Source organism: Pseudomonas tohonis (genome assembly GCF_012767755.2).
GTDB lineage: Bacteria > Pseudomonadota > Gammaproteobacteria > Pseudomonadales > Pseudomonadaceae > Metapseudomonas > Metapseudomonas tohonis.
In genome coordinates this window covers 5,385,601-5,401,281 of the sequence record NZ_AP023189.1, presented here as the reverse complement: position 1 = coordinate 5,401,281, position 15,681 = coordinate 5,385,601, and the positions used below count along the sequence as shown (strand labels likewise).

Genomic DNA, 15,681 nt, shown 5'->3' with positions numbered 1-15,681 from the left:
CATGAGTCTCAAATGGGTCGATGTTCTGGAGATCGCCATCCAGCTGGCCGAGAGCAAGCCTGAGGTTGACCCGCGCTACGTCAACTTCGTCGACCTGCATAAGTGGGTCGTGAGCCTGCCGGAGTTCGATGACGACAGCCAGCGTGGCGGCGAGAAGGTCCTCGAAGCCATCCAGGCGGCCTGGATCGAAGAAGCCGACTGAAGCCCGGTCTGCTGACCCTACGCATTTAACAGGAACCCGCGTATAATTCGCGGGTTTAATTTTTCGCTTTAATCCTGATTTCTGGAGTTTCACATGGCCGTTGAACGTACCCTGTCCATCATCAAGCCCGATGCCGTTGCCAAGAACGTGGTTGGCGAGATCGTCACCCGTTTCGAAAAAGCCGGCCTGAGCGTCGTTGCCGCCAAGATGGTCCAGCTCTCCGAGCGCGAAGCCGGTGGCTTCTACGCCGAGCACAAAGAGCGTCCCTTCTTCAAGGATCTGGTTTCCTTCATGACCTCCGGCCCGGTCGTCGTGCAGGTGCTGGAAGGCGAAGGCGCCATCGCCAAGAACCGTGAACTGATGGGCGCTACCGACCCGAAGAAAGCCGACGCCGGCACCATCCGCGCTGACTTCGCCGTCTCCATCGACGAAAACGCCGTACACGGTTCCGACTCCGAGGCTTCCGCTGCTCGCGAGATCGCCTACTTCTTCGCCGCCACCGAGGTGTGCGCTCGTATTCGCTGATAGCGAAGGCACGAGGGTGAAGCCATGACTGAATCCACCGGTAAAGTTAACCTGCTGGGCCTGACCCAGCCGCAACTGGAGAGCTTCTTCGAATCCATCGGGGAGAAGCGTTTCCGTGCCGGACAGGTGATGAAATGGATTCACCACTTTGGCGTCGATGACTTCGACGCCATGAGCAATATCGGCAAGGCCTTGCGCGACAAGCTCAAGGCCTCTGCCGAGATTCGCGGTCCCGAGATCGTCAGCCAGGACATCTCCAGCGACGGCACCCGCAAGTGGGTGGTGCGCGTGGCGTCCGGCAGCTGCGTTGAGACCGTGTACATCCCGCAAGGCGGGCGCGGCACCCTCTGCGTCTCCTCCCAGGCGGGCTGCGCGCTGGACTGCAGCTTCTGCTCCACCGGCAAGCAGGGTTTCAACAGCGACCTCACCGCGGCCGAAGTCATCGGCCAGGTCTGGATCGCCAACAAGTCCTTCGGCACCGTCCCGGCCAAGATCGACCGCGCCATCACCAACGTGGTGATGATGGGCATGGGCGAGCCGCTGCTGAACTTCGACAACGTGGTAGCCGCCATGAACATCATGATGGACGACCTCGGCTACGGCATTTCCAAGCGCAAGGTGACCCTGTCCACCTCCGGCGTCGCGCCGATGATCGACAAGCTCGCCGAAGTCACCGACGTATCCCTGGCGCTGTCGCTGCACGCGCCGAACGACGAGTTGCGCAACCAACTGGTGCCGATCAACAAGAAGTACCCCCTGGCGGTGGTGCTCGAGGCCTGCAACCGCTACATCTCCCGCCTGGGCGAGAAGCGTTTCCTGACCATCGAGTACACCCTGCTCAAGGATGTGAACGATCAGCCGGCCCACGCTGAGCAGATGATCGCACTCCTCAAGGATTTTCCTTGCAAGATCAACCTGATTCCGTTTAATCCCTTTCCTTTCTCGGGGTACGAGCGACCGAGCAATAATGCCATTCGTCGCTTCCAGGACATGCTCCACAAGGCCGGGCACAACGTCACCGTGCGCACCACGCGCGGCGATGACATCGATGCCGCCTGCGGCCAGTTGGTCGGCCAGGTCCAGGATCGTACCCGTCGCAGCGAGCGCTACATCGCCGTGCGCCAGCTCAATGGCGATGGCGACGCACCGCAGAACGCTGCCAACCGAAACTGAAGAGAGGACATCCATGACCTTGCGCCCCGCGCTGCTTCTCGTTTTCGCCAGCCTGGTGGGCTGTGTGTCCACTGGCTCCGTTGACCCGATGAAGACCGCGGAAGGCCGCGACAAGGCCCGCGATGCCTACATCCAGCTGGGCATCGGCTACCTGTCCCAGGGTGCCGCCGAGCGCGCCAAGGTGCCCCTGCGCAAGGCCCTGGAACTCGACTCCTCCAGCGCCGACGCCAACGCCGCGCTGGCCCTGGTGTTCCAGACCGAAATGGAACCCAAGCTCGCCGACGAGCATTTCCGCAAGGCCCTGTCCTCGCGCACCGATTCGCGCATCCTCAACAACTACGGTGGTTTCCTCTACGAGCAGAAGCGCTACGAGGAAGCCTACAAGCGCTTCGAACAGGCTGCCGAAGACAGCCTCTACCCCGAGCGCTCCCGCGTATTCGAGAACCTTGGCCTGACCGCCCTGCGGATGAACCGCCCGGACCTGGCCAAGCAGCACTTCGACAAGTCCCTGCGTCTCAACCGTCAGCAGCCGGTAGCGTTGCTGGAGATGGCGGACCTGTCCTATGCCGAGAAGCAGTACGTTCCGGCGCGCGACTACTACGACCGCTACAGCAAGATCGCCCCCCAGACTGCCCGCAGCCTTCTGCTCGGCACCCGTCTGGCCACCGTGTTCGATGACCGCGACCAGGCGGCGAGCCTGGGCCTGCAACTCAAACGACTCTATCCCGGCACGCCGGAATACCAGCAATACCTGTCGGAGCAAAGATGAAAGCGTCGCAACCCGAAATTGCCGCGGCGACCCGTGCCAACCCAGGCGAGACCCTGCGGCAGGCGCGTGAAAGCAAGGACCTGAGCCTTGCCGAGGTCGCGCGACAGCTGAACCTGACCGAACAGGCCCTGCGCCAGCTCGAAGCGGGCTCTTTCGACCAGTTGCCCGGCCACACCTTCGCCCGGGGCTACATCCGTGCCTACGCCAAGCTGCTGGGCATGGACCAGGCGCGCCTGGTGACCGACTTCGACCTCTATACCGGCACCGACGCCACTGGCAGCAACGTCCACAGCCTGGGTCGCATCGAGGAGCCCGTGCGCCTGTCGCAGAGCGTCCTGCGCTTCGTCAGCTTCGCCATCCTGCTGGTCCTCGGCGTCATCGGCTTCCTCTGGTGGCAGGACCAGGCCGAGCGCCGCAGCGGTGAAACCGCCGACATCAGCATGGAGCACGTCGAGGTCGAGAGCGCCGACGGCACCACCCAGATCCACCCGCTGGACGAACCCGAGGACCAGGCGGTCGTCGAGGCCCAGCAGGGCGAGGAGGGCGCCCCGGGCGAACTCTCCCCCGAGGTCGCCGCTCAGCCGGAAGGCACGCCCCCGACCGCCGCCTCCACCGCGCCGACCCAGGCCCTGCCCCTGCCCCAGTCCAGTGCGCCGGCCACCAGCGCCCCCGTTGCACCGAGCGCCGCCACGGCCACCACTCCGGCCGCTCCCGTGGCGCCTGCTGCGCCCACGGCTCCTGCCGCCACCGCGCCTGCCGCACCTGCACAGGCTCCGGTGGTCGCTGCCGCCGGGCAGGGCCTGGTGCGCATCCAGTTCGTCGCCAATTGCTGGACCCAGGTGACCGACGCCGATGGCAAGGTCCTGCTCAGCGCCCTGAAGCGCAGCGGCGAGTCGGTCGAGCTGGCCGGCAGGCCGCCGTTCGAGCTGCGCCTGGGTTACGCCCGTGGCGCCCAGGTCAGCTACAACGGCCAGGCCGTCGATGTGGCGCCCTACACCCACGGTGAGACCGCTCGCCTGAAACTGGGGCAATAAGCCATGCATTGCGAATCCCCGATCAAACGCCGCCAGTCCCGCAAGATCTGGGTCGGCTCCGTGCCCGTGGGCGGCGACGCCCCGATCGCCGTCCAGAGCATGACCAATACCGATACCTGCGACGTCGCCGCCACCGTCGGCCAGATCCGCCGGCTGGAAGAGGCGGGTGCCGATATCGTCCGCGTCTCGGTGCCGGACATGGAGGCCGCCGAGGCCTTCGGCAAGATCAAGCAGCAGGTCCGCGTTCCCCTGGTCGCCGACATCCATTTCGACTACACCATCGCCCTGCGCGTGGCGGAGCTGGGCGTCGACTGCCTGCGCATCAACCCGGGCAACATCGGCCGTGAAGACCGCGTGCGTGCCGTGGTCGATGCCGCCCGTGACCGTGGCATCCCGATCCGCATCGGCGTCAACGCCGGCTCGCTGGAAAAGGACCTGCAGAAGAAGTACGGCGAGCCCACCCCGCAAGCCCTGGTGGAGTCCGCGCTGCGCCATGTCGAGCACCTGGACCGCCTGGACTTCCAGGACTTCAAGGTCAGCGTCAAGGCGTCCGACGTGTTCATGGCGGTGGAAGCCTACCGCCTGCTGGCCACCCAGATCGTCCAGCCGCTGCACCTGGGCATCACCGAAGCCGGCGGCCTGCGCTCCGGCACGGTGAAATCCGCCGTGGGCCTGGGCATGCTGCTCGCCGACGGGATTGGCGATACCATCCGCATCTCGCTGGCCGCCGACCCGGTGGAAGAGATCAAGGTCGGCTACGACATCCTCAAGTCCCTGCGCCTTCGTTCCCGTGGCATCAACTTCATCGCCTGCCCGAGCTGCTCGCGGCAGAACTTCGACGTGGTCAAGACCATGAACGAACTGGAAGGCCGCCTCGAGGACCTGCTGGTCCCGCTGGACGTCGCCGTGATCGGCTGCGTGGTGAACGGGCCCGGCGAAGCCAAGGAAGCCCATGTGGGGCTGACCGGCGGCACGCCGAACAACCTCATCTACATCGACGGCAAGCCGGCGCAGAAGCTGAACAATGACAACCTGGTGGAAGAGCTGGAAAAGCTGATCCGCCGCAAAGCGGCTGAAAAGGTCGAAGCTGACGCGGCCGTCATCGCCCGCAGCTGATAAGGATTCCGAGTGAGCAAGACGCTGCAAGCCATTCGTGGCATGAACGACATCCTGCCGGAGCAGACCCCTGCCTGGCGTTACCTGGAACGCACCCTGGCAGACCTGCTGGACAGCTACGGTTACCGCGAGATCCGCCTGCCGATCCTCGAGTTCACCGAACTCTTCGCCCGCGGCATCGGCGAGGGCACCGATGTGGTCGACAAGGAGATGTACACCTTCCTCGACCGCAACGAAGAATCCCTGACCCTGCGCCCCGAAGGCACCGCGGGTTGCGTGCGTGCCGTGCTGGAGCACGGCATGACCGGCGGCGGCCAGGTGCAGAAGCTGTGGTACGCGGGCCCGATGTTCCGCTACGAGAAACCGCAGAAGGGCCGCTACCGCCAGTTCCACCAGATCGGCGTGGAAGTCTTCAACCTGCCCGGTCCGGACATCGATGCAGAGCTGATCGTGCTCACCTGGCGCCTGTGGAAGAAGCTCGGTCTCGGCGACGCCGTGACCCTGCAGCTCAACAGCCTGGGCTCCAGCGAGGCGCGTGTCGCCTATCGCGACGCCCTGGTGGCCTACCTGCAGGAGCGCTTCGATCGTCTCGACGAAGACAGCCAGCGGCGCATGACCACCAACCCGCTGCGCATCCTCGACAGCAAGGTGCCGGAAACCCAGGCCCTGCTGGTCGACGCCCCGCGCCTGCACGACTACCTGGACGCCGAGTCCGTGGCCCACTTCGAGGGGCTCAAGGCGCGCCTCGACGCGGTCGGCATCCGCTACGAGATCAACCAGAAGCTGGTTCGCGGCCTGGACTACTACAGCCGCACCGCCTTCGAGTGGGTCACCGACAAGCTCGGCTCCCAGGGCACCGTCTGCGGCGGTGGCCGCTATGACGGCCTGATCACCCAGTTCGGTGGCAAGCCGACCCCGGGCGTCGGCTTCGCCATGGGCGTCGAGCGCCTGGTGCTGCTGCTGGAAACCCTGGACCTGGTCCCGGCCGAGCTCAGCGCCCCCGCGCATGCCTACATCTGCGCCTTCGGCGAACCCGCCGAGCTCGCCGCCTTGGCCCTGGCCGAGCAACTGCGCGACGCCGTCCCCGGCCTGCGCATGCTGGTCAATTCCGGTGCCGGCAGCTTCAAGAGCCAGTTCAAGAAAGCCGACAAGAGCGGCGCGCGCTTCGCCCTGATCCTGGGTGAGGACGAACTGGCCAACCGCGTGGTAGGTTTCAAACCCCTGCGCGACGACAGCGAACAACAGAACATCGCCTGGGACGCTCTCGCAGAGCGCCTGGCGGCCTGCATCGATCAGGCTTGAGCCTTTAGAACATAGGAGTATTGGGGTGAGCACGCGTACCGAAGATGAAGAGCTGGCGGCGATCAAGGATTGGTGGCAGCGCAATGGCAAGCCCCTGCTCACCGGCGGCGCCCTCGCGCTGGTGGTGGTCTTCGGTTGGCAGGCCTGGCAGAAGCACCAGACCAACCAGGCCCAGGGCGCGTCCCAGGTCTACCAGCAATTGCTGGAAACCGCGCTCAACCCGTCCGGCAAGCCCGATGCCGGCAAGGTCGCCGAGCTGGCCACCAAGCTGAAGACCGACTTCGGCGGCACCCACTACGCCCAGTACGGCAGCCTGTTCGTCGCCAAGGTGGCGGTCGAATCCGGCAAGCTCGATGACGCCGCGGCCGAGCTCAAGGCCGTGGTGGACAAGCCTGCCGACGCCACCCTCGGTGAGCTGGCGCGCCAGCGCCTGGCCCGTGTCCTGGCCGCCCAGGGCAAGGTCGACGACGCCCTGAAGCTGCTCGAAGGCGATGCCGGCAAGGCCTTCCTGGCCAGCCGTGAAGAACTGAAAGGCGACCTGCTGGTACAGCTGGGTCGTTCCGACGAGGCGCATGCCGCCTATGAGAAGGCCAAGGCCGCGCTGACGGAAGACGCAGCGGTCGGTGGCTTGCAGATGAAGCTCGACGACCTGGCCAAAGGGGATGCGTGACGTGATGCGCTGGAAATTTGCCGCACTGCTGGCCCTGGCCGTTCTGGCCGCAGGTTGCAGCAGCAATAGCAAGAAGGAACTGCCGCCTGCCGAACTGCCCGACATCACCGAGGAAGTTCAGCTCAAGGAAGTCTGGAGCCGCTCCATCGGCGAAGGCCAGGGCGAGTCCTACAACATGCTGGTTCCCGCCGTCGACGGCGACGTGATCTATGCCGGTGACGTCGAAGGCCTGGTGGTCGCCATCGACCGCATGAGCGGCGACAAGCTGTGGGAGCAGGAGCTGGACCTGCCGGTATCCGGCGCGGTCGGCGCGGGCTACGGCCTGGTGCTGGTCGGCACCCTGAAAGGTGAGGTGATCGCCCTCGACGCCAGCAACGGCGAAGAAAAATGGCGCGCCCGGGTCAACGGCGAAGTCCTCGCCCCGCCGGCCACCAACGGTGACGTGGTGGTGGTGCAGACCCAGAACGACACCCTGTTCGGCTTCGATGCCGCGACCGGCAACCAGCGCTGGATCTACGAGAACACCCCGGCCGTGCTGACGCTGCGTGGCACAGGCGCGCCGATCGTGACCAACCGCCTGGCCGTGGCCGGCCTGTCCTCCGGCAAGGTCATCGCCGTGGACGTGCAGCGTGGCCTGCCGGTGTGGGAACAGCGCGTGGCCGTGCCGCAAGGCCGCTCCGAGCTAGATCGCGTGGTCGACATCGACGGTGGCCTGCTGCTGTCCGGCGGCACCCTGTACGTCGCCACCTACCAGGGTCGCGTCGCCGGCCTCGATCTGGACAGCGGCCGCGTGCTCTGGCAGCGCGAGGCTTCCAGCTACGTGGGCGTCGCCCAGGGCTTCGGCAACGTCTACGTGAGCCAGGCCAGCGGCACTGTCGAAGGTATCGACGAGCGTTCGTCCTCGGCGCTGTGGAGCAACGACTCCCTGGCCCGCCGCCAGCTCTCGGCGCCGGAGGTGTTCTCCAGCTACGTGGCGGTCGGCGACTTCGAAGGCTACCTGCACCTGCTCAGCCAGGTGGATGGCCACTTCGTCGGCCGCGAGAAGATCGACGGCGACGGCTTGCGTGCGCGTCCGCTGGTGATCGGCGACATGCTGTACGCCTTCGGCAACGGCGGGAAACTGGTCGCGCTGACCATCCGCTAAGCTGAAAAATAGTGTCCGGCCGCTGCCGTCCGACGGCAGCGGCCGTTGTGTTTTCTGAAATAACGAATAGTGGAGAGCCTCATGGTTCCCGTAATTGCCCTGGTGGGCCGCCCGAACGTCGGCAAGTCCACCCTGTTCAACCGCCTGACCAAGACCCGTGACGCCATCGTCGCGGAGTACGCCGGTCTGACCCGTGACCGCCAGTACGGCGAGGCGAAGTGGAACGGCCGCACCTTCATCGTCATCGATACCGGCGGTATCTCGGGTGACGAGCAGGGCATCGACGCGAAGATGGCCGAACAGTCCCTGCAGGCCATCGAAGAGGCCGATGCGGTGCTGTTCATGGTCGACTCCCGTGCCGGCATGAGCGCCGCCGACCAGTCGATCGCGGAACACCTGCGCAAGCGCAACAAGAAGACCTACCTGGTGGCGAACAAGGTCGACACCATCGACCCGGATCTTGCCCGCGCCGAGTTCAGCCCGCTGGGCCTGGGCGACGCCCTGCCCATCGCCGCCGCCCATGGTCGCGGCATCAGCCAGATGCTGCAGGAAGCCCTGGGTGATTTCCCCCGTGACGATGCGGTCGAAGAAGACGCCGCCGCGCAGGCCGAGGACGTCGCCGAAGGCGAGGAGCAGAGCCGCATTCCCGGGCCGAGCGAGAAGGACGGGATCAAGATCGCCATCATCGGTCGCCCCAACGTCGGCAAGTCGACGCTGGTCAACCGCATGCTCGGCGAGGAGCGGGTCATCGTCTATGACCAGGCCGGCACCACGCGCGACAGCATCTACATTCCCTTCGAGCGCAACGAAGAGAAATACACCCTGATCGACACCGCCGGCGTGCGCCGTCGCGGCAAGATCTTCGAGGCCGTGGAGAAGTTCTCCGTGGTCAAGACGCTGCAGGCGATCCAGGACGCCAATGTGGTGATCTTCGTCATGGATGCCCGCGAAGGCGTGGTCGAGCACGACCTCAACCTGCTGGGCTTCGTGCTGGAGACCGGTCGCGCACTGGTCATCGCCCTGAACAAGTGGGACGGCATGGAGTCGGGCGAGCGCGACTACGTGAAGACCGAACTGGAGCGCCGGCTGTTCTTCGTCGACTTCGCCGACATCCACTTCATCTCCGCGCTGCATGGCACCGGTGTGGGCAACCTGTACAAGTCGGTTCAGGCCTCCTTCAAGTCCGCCATCACCCGCTGGCCCACCAGCCGCCTGACCCAGATCCTCGAAGGCGCGGTGCAGGAGCACCAGCCGCCTTTGGTCAACGGTCGCCGCATCAAGCTGCGCTATGCCCACCTCGGTGGTGCCAACCCGCCGCTGATCGTGATCCACGGCAACCAGGTCGAGTCGGTCCCCAAGTCCTACTCGCGCTACCTGGAGAACACCTATCGGCGCGTGCTGAAGCTGGTGGGTACGCCGATCCGCATCGAGTACAAGGGGGGCGACAACCCCTTCGAGGGCAAGAAGAACACCCTGACCGATCGCCAGGTGAACAAGAAGCGCCGCCTCATGTCGCACCACAAGAAGGCCGAGAAGAAGCGTCGCGACAAACGCTGATTCCCGTGCAACCGCAAGAGGGCGCCCATGGGCGCCCTTTTTCGTTCCGGGCGGTGGCCATCGGGGCGGCCGGCAGCACCTTGCCGCAACGCCTGCTTTCATCTTGGTCGTGAGCCCGCCAGGCCTTAAGCTAGCGCCATCCCCAGTCGCCAGCAGCCTGAAGAAATGATCGCCAGCAAGTTGCCCAACGTCGGCACCACCATCTTCACCCGCATGTCCCAGCTCGCCGCCGAAACCGGCGCCATCAACCTGTCCCAGGGCTTCCCGGATTTCTCCGCGCCCGCCGCACTCTGCGATGCGGTGGCCCGCCATATCGGTGCCGGCCACAACCAGTACGCCCCCATGACCGGCCTGCCCGCGCTGCGCCAGCAGGTGGCGGCCAAGGTCCAGGCCTACTATGGCCGCCAGGTCGATATCGACAGCGAGGTCACGGTCACCCCCGGCGCTACCGAGGCGATCTTCTGCGCGATCCAGGCGGTGGTGCGCGCCGGCGACGAGGTCATCGTCCTCGACCCCTGCTACGACAGCTACGAGCCTTCGGTGGAGCTGGCCGGCGGCCGCTGCGTGCATGTGCCCCTGGCCCTGCCGGGCTTCGCCATCGACTGGCAACGCATGACCGACGCGCTCAGCGAGCGCACCCGGATGATTATCCTCAACAGCCCGCACAACCCCAGCGGCGCTCTGATCTCCCGGGCCGAACTGGACCGGTTGGCGGCGCTCATCCGGGGGCGCGACATCTACCTGGTCAGCGACGAGGTCTACGAGCACCTGGTGTTCGATGGCCAGGCCCATGTCAGCGTGCTGTCCCATGACGAGCTGTATGCCCGCGCCTTCGTGGTCAGCTCCTTCGGCAAGACCTACCACGTCACCGGCTGGAAGACCGGCTACGTGGTCGCGCCGCCGGCCCTCTCCGCCGAGCTGCGCAAGGTGCACCAGTACGTCAACTTCTGCGGCGTCACGCCGTTGCAGTGGGCGCTGGCCGACTTCATGGCCGACCACCCCGAGCACCTCACCGAGCTGCCCGGTTTCTACCAGGCCAAGCGCGACCTGTTCTGCGACCTGCTGGGCGGATCGCGCTTCGGTTTCACCCGCGCCGCCGGTACCTATTTCCAGCTGGTCGACTACAGCGCCATCCGCCCCGAGCTGGACGACGTGGCCATGGCCGAATGGCTGACCCGTGAACACGGCGTGGCCGCTATTCCCGTGTCGGTGTTCTACCAGAGCGCCCCGCGCGACCTGCGACTGGTGCGCTTCTGCTTCGCCAAACGAGAGGAGACGCTGCGCCAGGCAGCGGAGAAGCTATGCGCGATCTGAGTTCATTGCCCGACCTGCAGCTGGCCCTGGTGCAGACCACCCTGGCCTGGCACGACGCCGACGCCAACCACAGGCACTTCGAGGCCCTGCTGGAGCAGGCCCGTGGCGCCGACCTGATCGTGCTGCCGGAGATGTTCACCACCGGCTTCTCCATGGAGTCGGCCGCCCTCGCCGAAGAGGAGGAGGGCCCCACCTACGCCTGGCTGCGCGAGCAGGCCCGTCGTCTCGACGCGGTGGTGACCGGCAGCGTGATCATCCGCGCCGCCGACGGCAGCCACCGCAACCGCCTGCTCTGGGCGCGCCCCGACGGCGAAATGCTGCACTACGACAAGCGCCACCTGTTCCGCATGGCCGGCGAGCACAAGCACTACACGCCGGGCGAGGCCCAGGCGCTGTTCGAGGTCAAGGGCTGGCGGGTGCGCCCGCTGGTCTGCTACGACCTGCGCTTCCCGGTCTGGAGCCGTGATCCCCACGACACCGACCTGTTGCTCTATACCGCCAACTGGCCCGCCGCGCGTCGTCATCACTGGAACCGCCTGCTGCCGGCGCGCGCCATCGAGAACCTCTGCTACGTGGCGGCGGTGAACCGCGTGGGTGAGGACGGCAAGGGCCACCCCTACAGTGGAGACAGCCAGGTCCTGGACTTCCAGGGCGAGACGCTGCTCGATGCCGGCGCGCGGGACGGCGTGTTCCAGATCGCCCTCAGTGGCAGTGTCCTGGCGAGCTACCGTGATCGCTTCCCCGCCAACCTTGATGCCGATGGGTTCCGGCTCACGCCCTGATCCACGGGAGCGAGGGCGGCTGTGGTCGCCCTCGTCGCATTCGCGGGTATCTGTTACAGCGCGGTGGAATCGCGCACCAGGGAGTCTCCCTATGATGGGGCCCCTCAATCCATTTCCTGCCGCTATCCAAGGAGCCCGACATGAGCACGGAAGCCGAAAACCCCTTCCAGACCCCCACCGCCGAGCTGCTCGCACCGACGACCGGCAGCGAGCACCTGTGCCTCTACAGCATCCCCGGCGTCGGTCTGGCCACCTTCTTCGGCACGCCACTGGCCGGGGCCTATGTCACCGCCGCCAACCTAAAGGCCATGGGCCGGGGTGCCGAGACCGGGAAGCTGTGGGCCGTCTCGATCGTGTTCTTCATCGCGATAATCGTCGCGGGTGCACTGTTGCCGGAGAACGTCCCCGCCATCGTCTTCGGCGTGGTCCAGGTGATGGCGATGAACGCCTATGCGCGGCAGTTGTTCGGCACGCCACTGGACCGGCACAAGGCCGCGGGTGGCGCATTCTTCTCGTTGTGGCGGAGCGTAGGGATCGGCCTGCTGTTCCTGCTGGCGTTCATCGTCGCCATGGTGCCGATCCTGCTGCTGTTCGGGCTCGTCTGAGCCGCAGCCATGAAAAACGCCGGGCGATGCCCGGCGTTTTCGTTCCTGCGCCCGTCACCCCAGCGTCGGGTAGTCGGTATAACCGGCTTCGGCGCCGCCGTAGAAGGTGTTGGCGTCCGGCTGGTTGAGAGCGGCGCCCTGGCGCAAGCGCTCGACCAGGTCGGGGTTGGCGATGTAGGGCCGGCCGAAGGCCACGGCATCGGCGAGGCCGCTGGCCAGGGCCTGCTCGGCACTGCTGCTGTCCAGGCCGCCGGCGAGGATGATCCTGCCCTGGTAGCGGTCGCGCAGTTCGCGCAGCAGGTCGTCGAAGCCCTCGAAGGTGCCGCCCAGCCAGTCCGGCTTGTTGATGTGCAGGTAGGCGAGGTTGCGGCTGTTCAGTTGCTCCACCAGGTAGCCGAAGGTCTCGCGCGGGTTGGCGTCGCTGATGTCGCCGAAGGTGCCCATCGGCGAGATGCGCACGCCCACGCGGCCGCTGTCGCCGGTGGTGGCGATCACGGCGTCGATCACCTGCAGCACCAGGCGCGCGCGGTTGGCCGCAGAGCCGCCGTAGGCATCGGTGCGCTGGTTGCTGCCGGAGCAGAGGAACTGGTCCAGCAGGTAGCCGTTGGCCGCGTGCACCTCGACGCCGTCGAAGCCGGCACGCAGGGCGTTGGCCGCACCCTGGGCGTAGGCGGCGACCACGCCGGGGATTTCATCGAGCGCCAGGGCGCGCGGCTTGGCGGTGGGCTCGCGGTGGTGGCTGCCATCGGCTTCCTGCACATAGCAGTCGGCCTTGGCCTGGATGGCGGACGGGGCAACGGGATCGACGCCGTCCGGCTGCAGCAGCGGGTGGGAGATGCGCCCCACGTGCCAGAGTTGCAGGACGATGCGGCCGCCCTTGTCGTGCACCGCCCGGGTGACCTTCTTCCAGCCCTCGACCTGCTCGGCGCTGTGGATACCGGGAGTCCAGGCGTAGCCCTGGCCTTCGGGGCAGACCTGGGTGGCCTCGCTGATGATCAGGCCGGCGCTGGCGCGCTGGGCGTAATAGGTGGCGTTGAGTTCGCTGGGGATGTTGCCGGGTTGCAGGCTGCGCTGGCGGGTGAGGGGCGCCATCACCACTGCGTTGGGAAGCTCGAGGCTGCCCAGGCGGGTGGGCTGGAACAGGTTACGTGTGGTCATCGGTTCGATCTCCATCGGCTGCATTCGGCATGAATGTGGCGGTCGATTATGCCGGTGGCAATCTGGCTGACAAGTACGTACGATTCCGGCAGTCACTTACTGATGGGTAAGCAATATGAGCGAGCACGAGCCGATCACCACCGAAACCAAGCGCCTGGTTTCGGGCGACAAGGTCTACAACACGCCGGTGGAGGTGACGCTGGACGTGATCGGCGGCAAGTGGAAGTCGCTGCTGGTGTATCACCTGATGAAGGAGGCGCTGCGCTTCTCGGAGCTCAAGCGCCGCGTACCGGGCATCACCGAGAAGATGCTGACCCAGCAGCTGCGCGAGCTGGAGCATGACGGCGTGCTCTCGCGCACCGTGTTCGCCGAGGTGCCGCCGCGTGTGGAGTACCGCCTCACCGAGCACGGCGCGAGCCTGCAGCCGGTGCTGGAGGCGATGTGCGCCTGGGGCCGCTGCCACTGGCAGCAGCAGGGCTAGCCGACGCTCGTCCTGCCACAAAGGAAAAACCCCGCCGAGGCGGGGTTTTTCGTTTCCGTCGCGAGCGTCAGGCCGCTTCGGCCTCGGTCTGGCTCAGGGCGCGGTTGAGGGCGCTGAACAGGGCCCGGAAGCTGGCGGTGGTGATGTTCTCGTCGATGCCGATGCCGTGCAGCGCGCGGCCCCCTTCCAGGCGCAGCTCGATATAGGCGGCGGCCTTGGCGTTGGCGCCGCCACCGATGGCGTGCTCGGAGTAGTCCATGATCTCCACCTTCACCGGCAGGCTGGCCACCAGGGCCTCCAGCGGACCCTTGCCCATGCCGCGCAGGTGCTGGGTCTCGCCCTTGACCTGGACTTCGATGTCCACCGCGCTGGTGCCGTTCTCTTCCTGCAGGCGATGGCCTTTCAGGGTGTAGGGCGTGGTGGCCTGCAGGTACTCGCTGTCGAGCAGCTTGTAGATCTGCTCGGCAGTCATTTCGAGGCCGAGGCGATCGGTCTCGCGCTGCACCACCTGGCTGAACTCGATCTGCATGCGGCGCGGCAGGCTGATGCCGTATTCCTGCTCCAGGAGGAAGGTGATGCCACCCTTGCCCGACTGGCTGTTGACGCGGATGACCGCCTCGTAGCTGCGGCCGATGTCGGCCGGGTCGATCGGCAGGTAGGGCACTTCCCAGAGCGCGCCGTCCTGCTGCTGGGCGAAGCCCTTGCGGATGGCGTCCTGGTGCGAGCCGGAGAAGGCGGTGTGCACCAGGTCACCCACGTAGGGATGGCGCGGGTGGACCGGCAGCTGGTTGCACTCTTCCACCACCTTGCGCACGGCATCGATGTCGGAGAAGTCCAGCTGCGGGTGCAGGCCCTGGGTGTACATGTTCAGCGCCAGGGTCACCAGGTCGACGTTGCCGGTGCGCTCGCCGTTGCCGAACAGGCAGCCTTCGACGCGGTCGGCGCCGGCCATCAGGCCCAGCTCGGTGGCGGCCACGCCGGTGCCACGGTCGTTGTGGGTGTGCAGGCTGATGATCACGCTGTCACGCTTGTTGATGTGGCGGCCGAACCATTCGATCTGGTCGGCGTAGACGTTCGGCGTGGCGCACTCAACGGTGGCGGGCAGGTTGAGGATGATCTTGTTGGCCGGGGTCGGTTCCCAGACGTCGATCACCGCGTTGCACACCTCCAGGGAGAAGTCCTGCTCGGTGGAGCTGAAGATTTCCGGCGAGTACTGGAACGTCCACTGGGTCTCGGGCTGCCTGGCGGCGAGCTGCTTGATCAGGCGGGCGGCGCCGGTGGCGATGTCGATCACGCCCTGGCGGTCCTGGTTGAAGACGATGCGGCGGAAGGACGGCGCGGTGGCGTTGTAGACGTGGACGATGGCCTTCTTCGCGCCCTTGAGGGATTCGAAGGTGCGGGTGATCAGGTCTTCGCGGGCCTGGGTCAGCACCTGGATGGTCACGTCATCGGGGATATGGCCGTTCTCGATCAGTTCGCGGACGAAGTCGAAGTCGGTCTGCGAGGCGGAGGGGAAGGCCACCTCGATTTCCTTCAGGCCCACCTGCACCAGAGTCTTGAAGAAACGCATCTTCTTCTGCGCGTCCATCGGCTCGATCAGCGACTGGTTGCCGTCGCGCAGGTCGGAGCTGCACCAGATCGGCACCTCGGTGATGGTCTTCGACGGCCAGGTGCGGTCGGGCAGGTTGATGGCGGGGAAGGCGCGGTATTTGCGAGACGGGTCTTTGAGCATGCTCATGGGGCAATCCTTGTTCTGATGGGCCTGATGACGGCGGCCGGCCAAATGAAATGCGGGGTGGAGCGGGGCGTCGCGATTCAGCTACGCAGTCGTGGGCTGACCAGGCGTAGG

General features: G+C 66.1%; 16 protein-coding genes. 14 read left to right on the top strand and 2 right to left on the bottom strand.

Annotated elements, in window-relative coordinates; translation table 11 throughout:
- Window position 1: 1 nt before the first annotated feature.
- From iscX to HSX14_RS24755, 13 genes are all read left to right on the top strand, one after another.
- Complete coding sequence (iscX, locus tag HSX14_RS24815) at window positions 2–202, top strand: Fe-S cluster assembly protein IscX (RefSeq protein ID WP_173172878.1); 201 nt, start codon at window positions 2–4, stop codon at window positions 200–202.
- Window positions 203–295: 93 nt separating this feature from the next.
- Entirely contained in the window at window positions 296–727 is a 432-nt protein-coding gene (ndk, locus tag HSX14_RS24810; RefSeq protein ID WP_111263272.1) for a nucleoside-diphosphate kinase, read from the top strand.
- 24 nt (window positions 728–751) lie between these two features.
- Window positions 752–1,900, top strand: a complete 1,149-nt coding sequence (rlmN, locus tag HSX14_RS24805) for a dual-specificity RNA methyltransferase RlmN (protein WP_173172880.1) — start codon at window positions 752–754, stop codon at window positions 1,898–1,900.
- A 13-nt stretch (window positions 1,901–1,913) separates the two neighbouring features.
- Window positions 1,914–2,669: a type IV pilus biogenesis/stability protein PilW gene (gene pilW / locus HSX14_RS24800; RefSeq protein ID WP_173172882.1), complete on the top strand. Its 756-nt coding sequence runs from the start codon at window positions 1,914–1,916 to the stop codon at window positions 2,667–2,669.
- Window positions 2,666–3,703, top strand: coding sequence for a RodZ domain-containing protein (locus HSX14_RS24795; RefSeq protein WP_173172884.1), 1,038 nt, complete (start codon window positions 2,666–2,668; stop codon window positions 3,701–3,703). The genes pilW and HSX14_RS24795 overlap by 4 nt, the downstream gene beginning before the upstream one ends.
- Before the next feature lie 3 nt (window positions 3,704–3,706).
- Entirely contained in the window at window positions 3,707–4,819 is a 1,113-nt protein-coding gene (ispG, locus tag HSX14_RS24790; RefSeq protein ID WP_173172886.1) for a flavodoxin-dependent (E)-4-hydroxy-3-methylbut-2-enyl-diphosphate synthase, read from the top strand.
- A gap of 12 nt (window positions 4,820–4,831) precedes the next feature.
- On the top strand, window positions 4,832–6,121 hold the full coding sequence (gene hisS, locus HSX14_RS24785; protein WP_173172888.1) for a histidine--tRNA ligase: 1,290 nt from the start codon (window positions 4,832–4,834) through the stop codon (window positions 6,119–6,121).
- Between the two features lie 25 nt (window positions 6,122–6,146).
- The gene (locus HSX14_RS24780; RefSeq protein WP_173172890.1) at window positions 6,147–6,791 is read left to right on the top strand and encodes a YfgM family protein; all 645 of its coding nucleotides are present in this window, start codon (window positions 6,147–6,149) and stop codon (window positions 6,789–6,791) included.
- A complete protein-coding gene (gene bamB / locus HSX14_RS24775; RefSeq protein WP_111263279.1) occupies window positions 6,784–7,935 on the top strand; it encodes an outer membrane protein assembly factor BamB in 1,152 nt (383 codons plus the stop codon). Before HSX14_RS24780 ends, bamB begins: the two co-directional genes overlap by 8 nt.
- A gap of 81 nt (window positions 7,936–8,016) precedes the next feature.
- A complete protein-coding gene (gene der, locus HSX14_RS24770; RefSeq protein WP_111263280.1) occupies window positions 8,017–9,492 on the top strand; it encodes a ribosome biogenesis GTPase Der in 1,476 nt (491 codons plus the stop codon).
- Between the two features lie 165 nt (window positions 9,493–9,657).
- Window positions 9,658–10,806 carry a pyridoxal phosphate-dependent aminotransferase gene (locus HSX14_RS24765; RefSeq protein WP_173172893.1) on the top strand — a complete coding sequence of 383 codons (1,149 nt, stop codon included), beginning with the start codon at window positions 9,658–9,660 and terminating at the stop codon, window positions 10,804–10,806.
- Window positions 10,794–11,588 carry an amidohydrolase gene (locus HSX14_RS24760; protein WP_173172895.1) on the top strand — a complete coding sequence of 265 codons (795 nt, stop codon included), beginning with the start codon at window positions 10,794–10,796 and terminating at the stop codon, window positions 11,586–11,588. Before HSX14_RS24765 ends, HSX14_RS24760 begins: the two co-directional genes overlap by 13 nt.
- Window positions 11,589–11,728: 140 nt before the next feature.
- Window positions 11,729–12,193: a hypothetical protein gene (locus tag HSX14_RS24755; protein ID WP_173172897.1), complete on the top strand. Its 465-nt coding sequence runs from the start codon at window positions 11,729–11,731 to the stop codon at window positions 12,191–12,193.
- A gap of 54 nt (window positions 12,194–12,247) precedes the next feature.
- On the opposite strand, the gene HSX14_RS24750 is transcribed toward HSX14_RS24755, so the two are convergent.
- On the bottom strand, window positions 12,248–13,351 hold the full coding sequence (locus HSX14_RS24750; RefSeq protein WP_173172899.1) for an alkene reductase: 1,104 nt from the start codon (window positions 13,349–13,351) through the stop codon (window positions 12,248–12,250).
- A gap of 115 nt (window positions 13,352–13,466) precedes the next feature.
- Here HSX14_RS24750 and HSX14_RS24745 point away from each other — a divergent pair, with 115 nt between their 5' ends.
- Entirely contained in the window at window positions 13,467–13,832 is a 366-nt protein-coding gene (locus HSX14_RS24745) for a winged helix-turn-helix transcriptional regulator (RefSeq protein WP_111263286.1), read from the top strand.
- Between the two features lie 67 nt (window positions 13,833–13,899).
- Here HSX14_RS24745 and leuA read toward each other — a convergent pair whose 3' ends face one another.
- Window positions 13,900–15,570 (bottom strand): 2-isopropylmalate synthase, encoded by a 1,671-nt coding sequence (leuA, locus tag HSX14_RS24740; RefSeq protein WP_173172908.1) that lies wholly within the window; start codon window positions 15,568–15,570, stop codon window positions 13,900–13,902.
- Window positions 15,571–15,681: the final 111 nt, after the last annotated feature.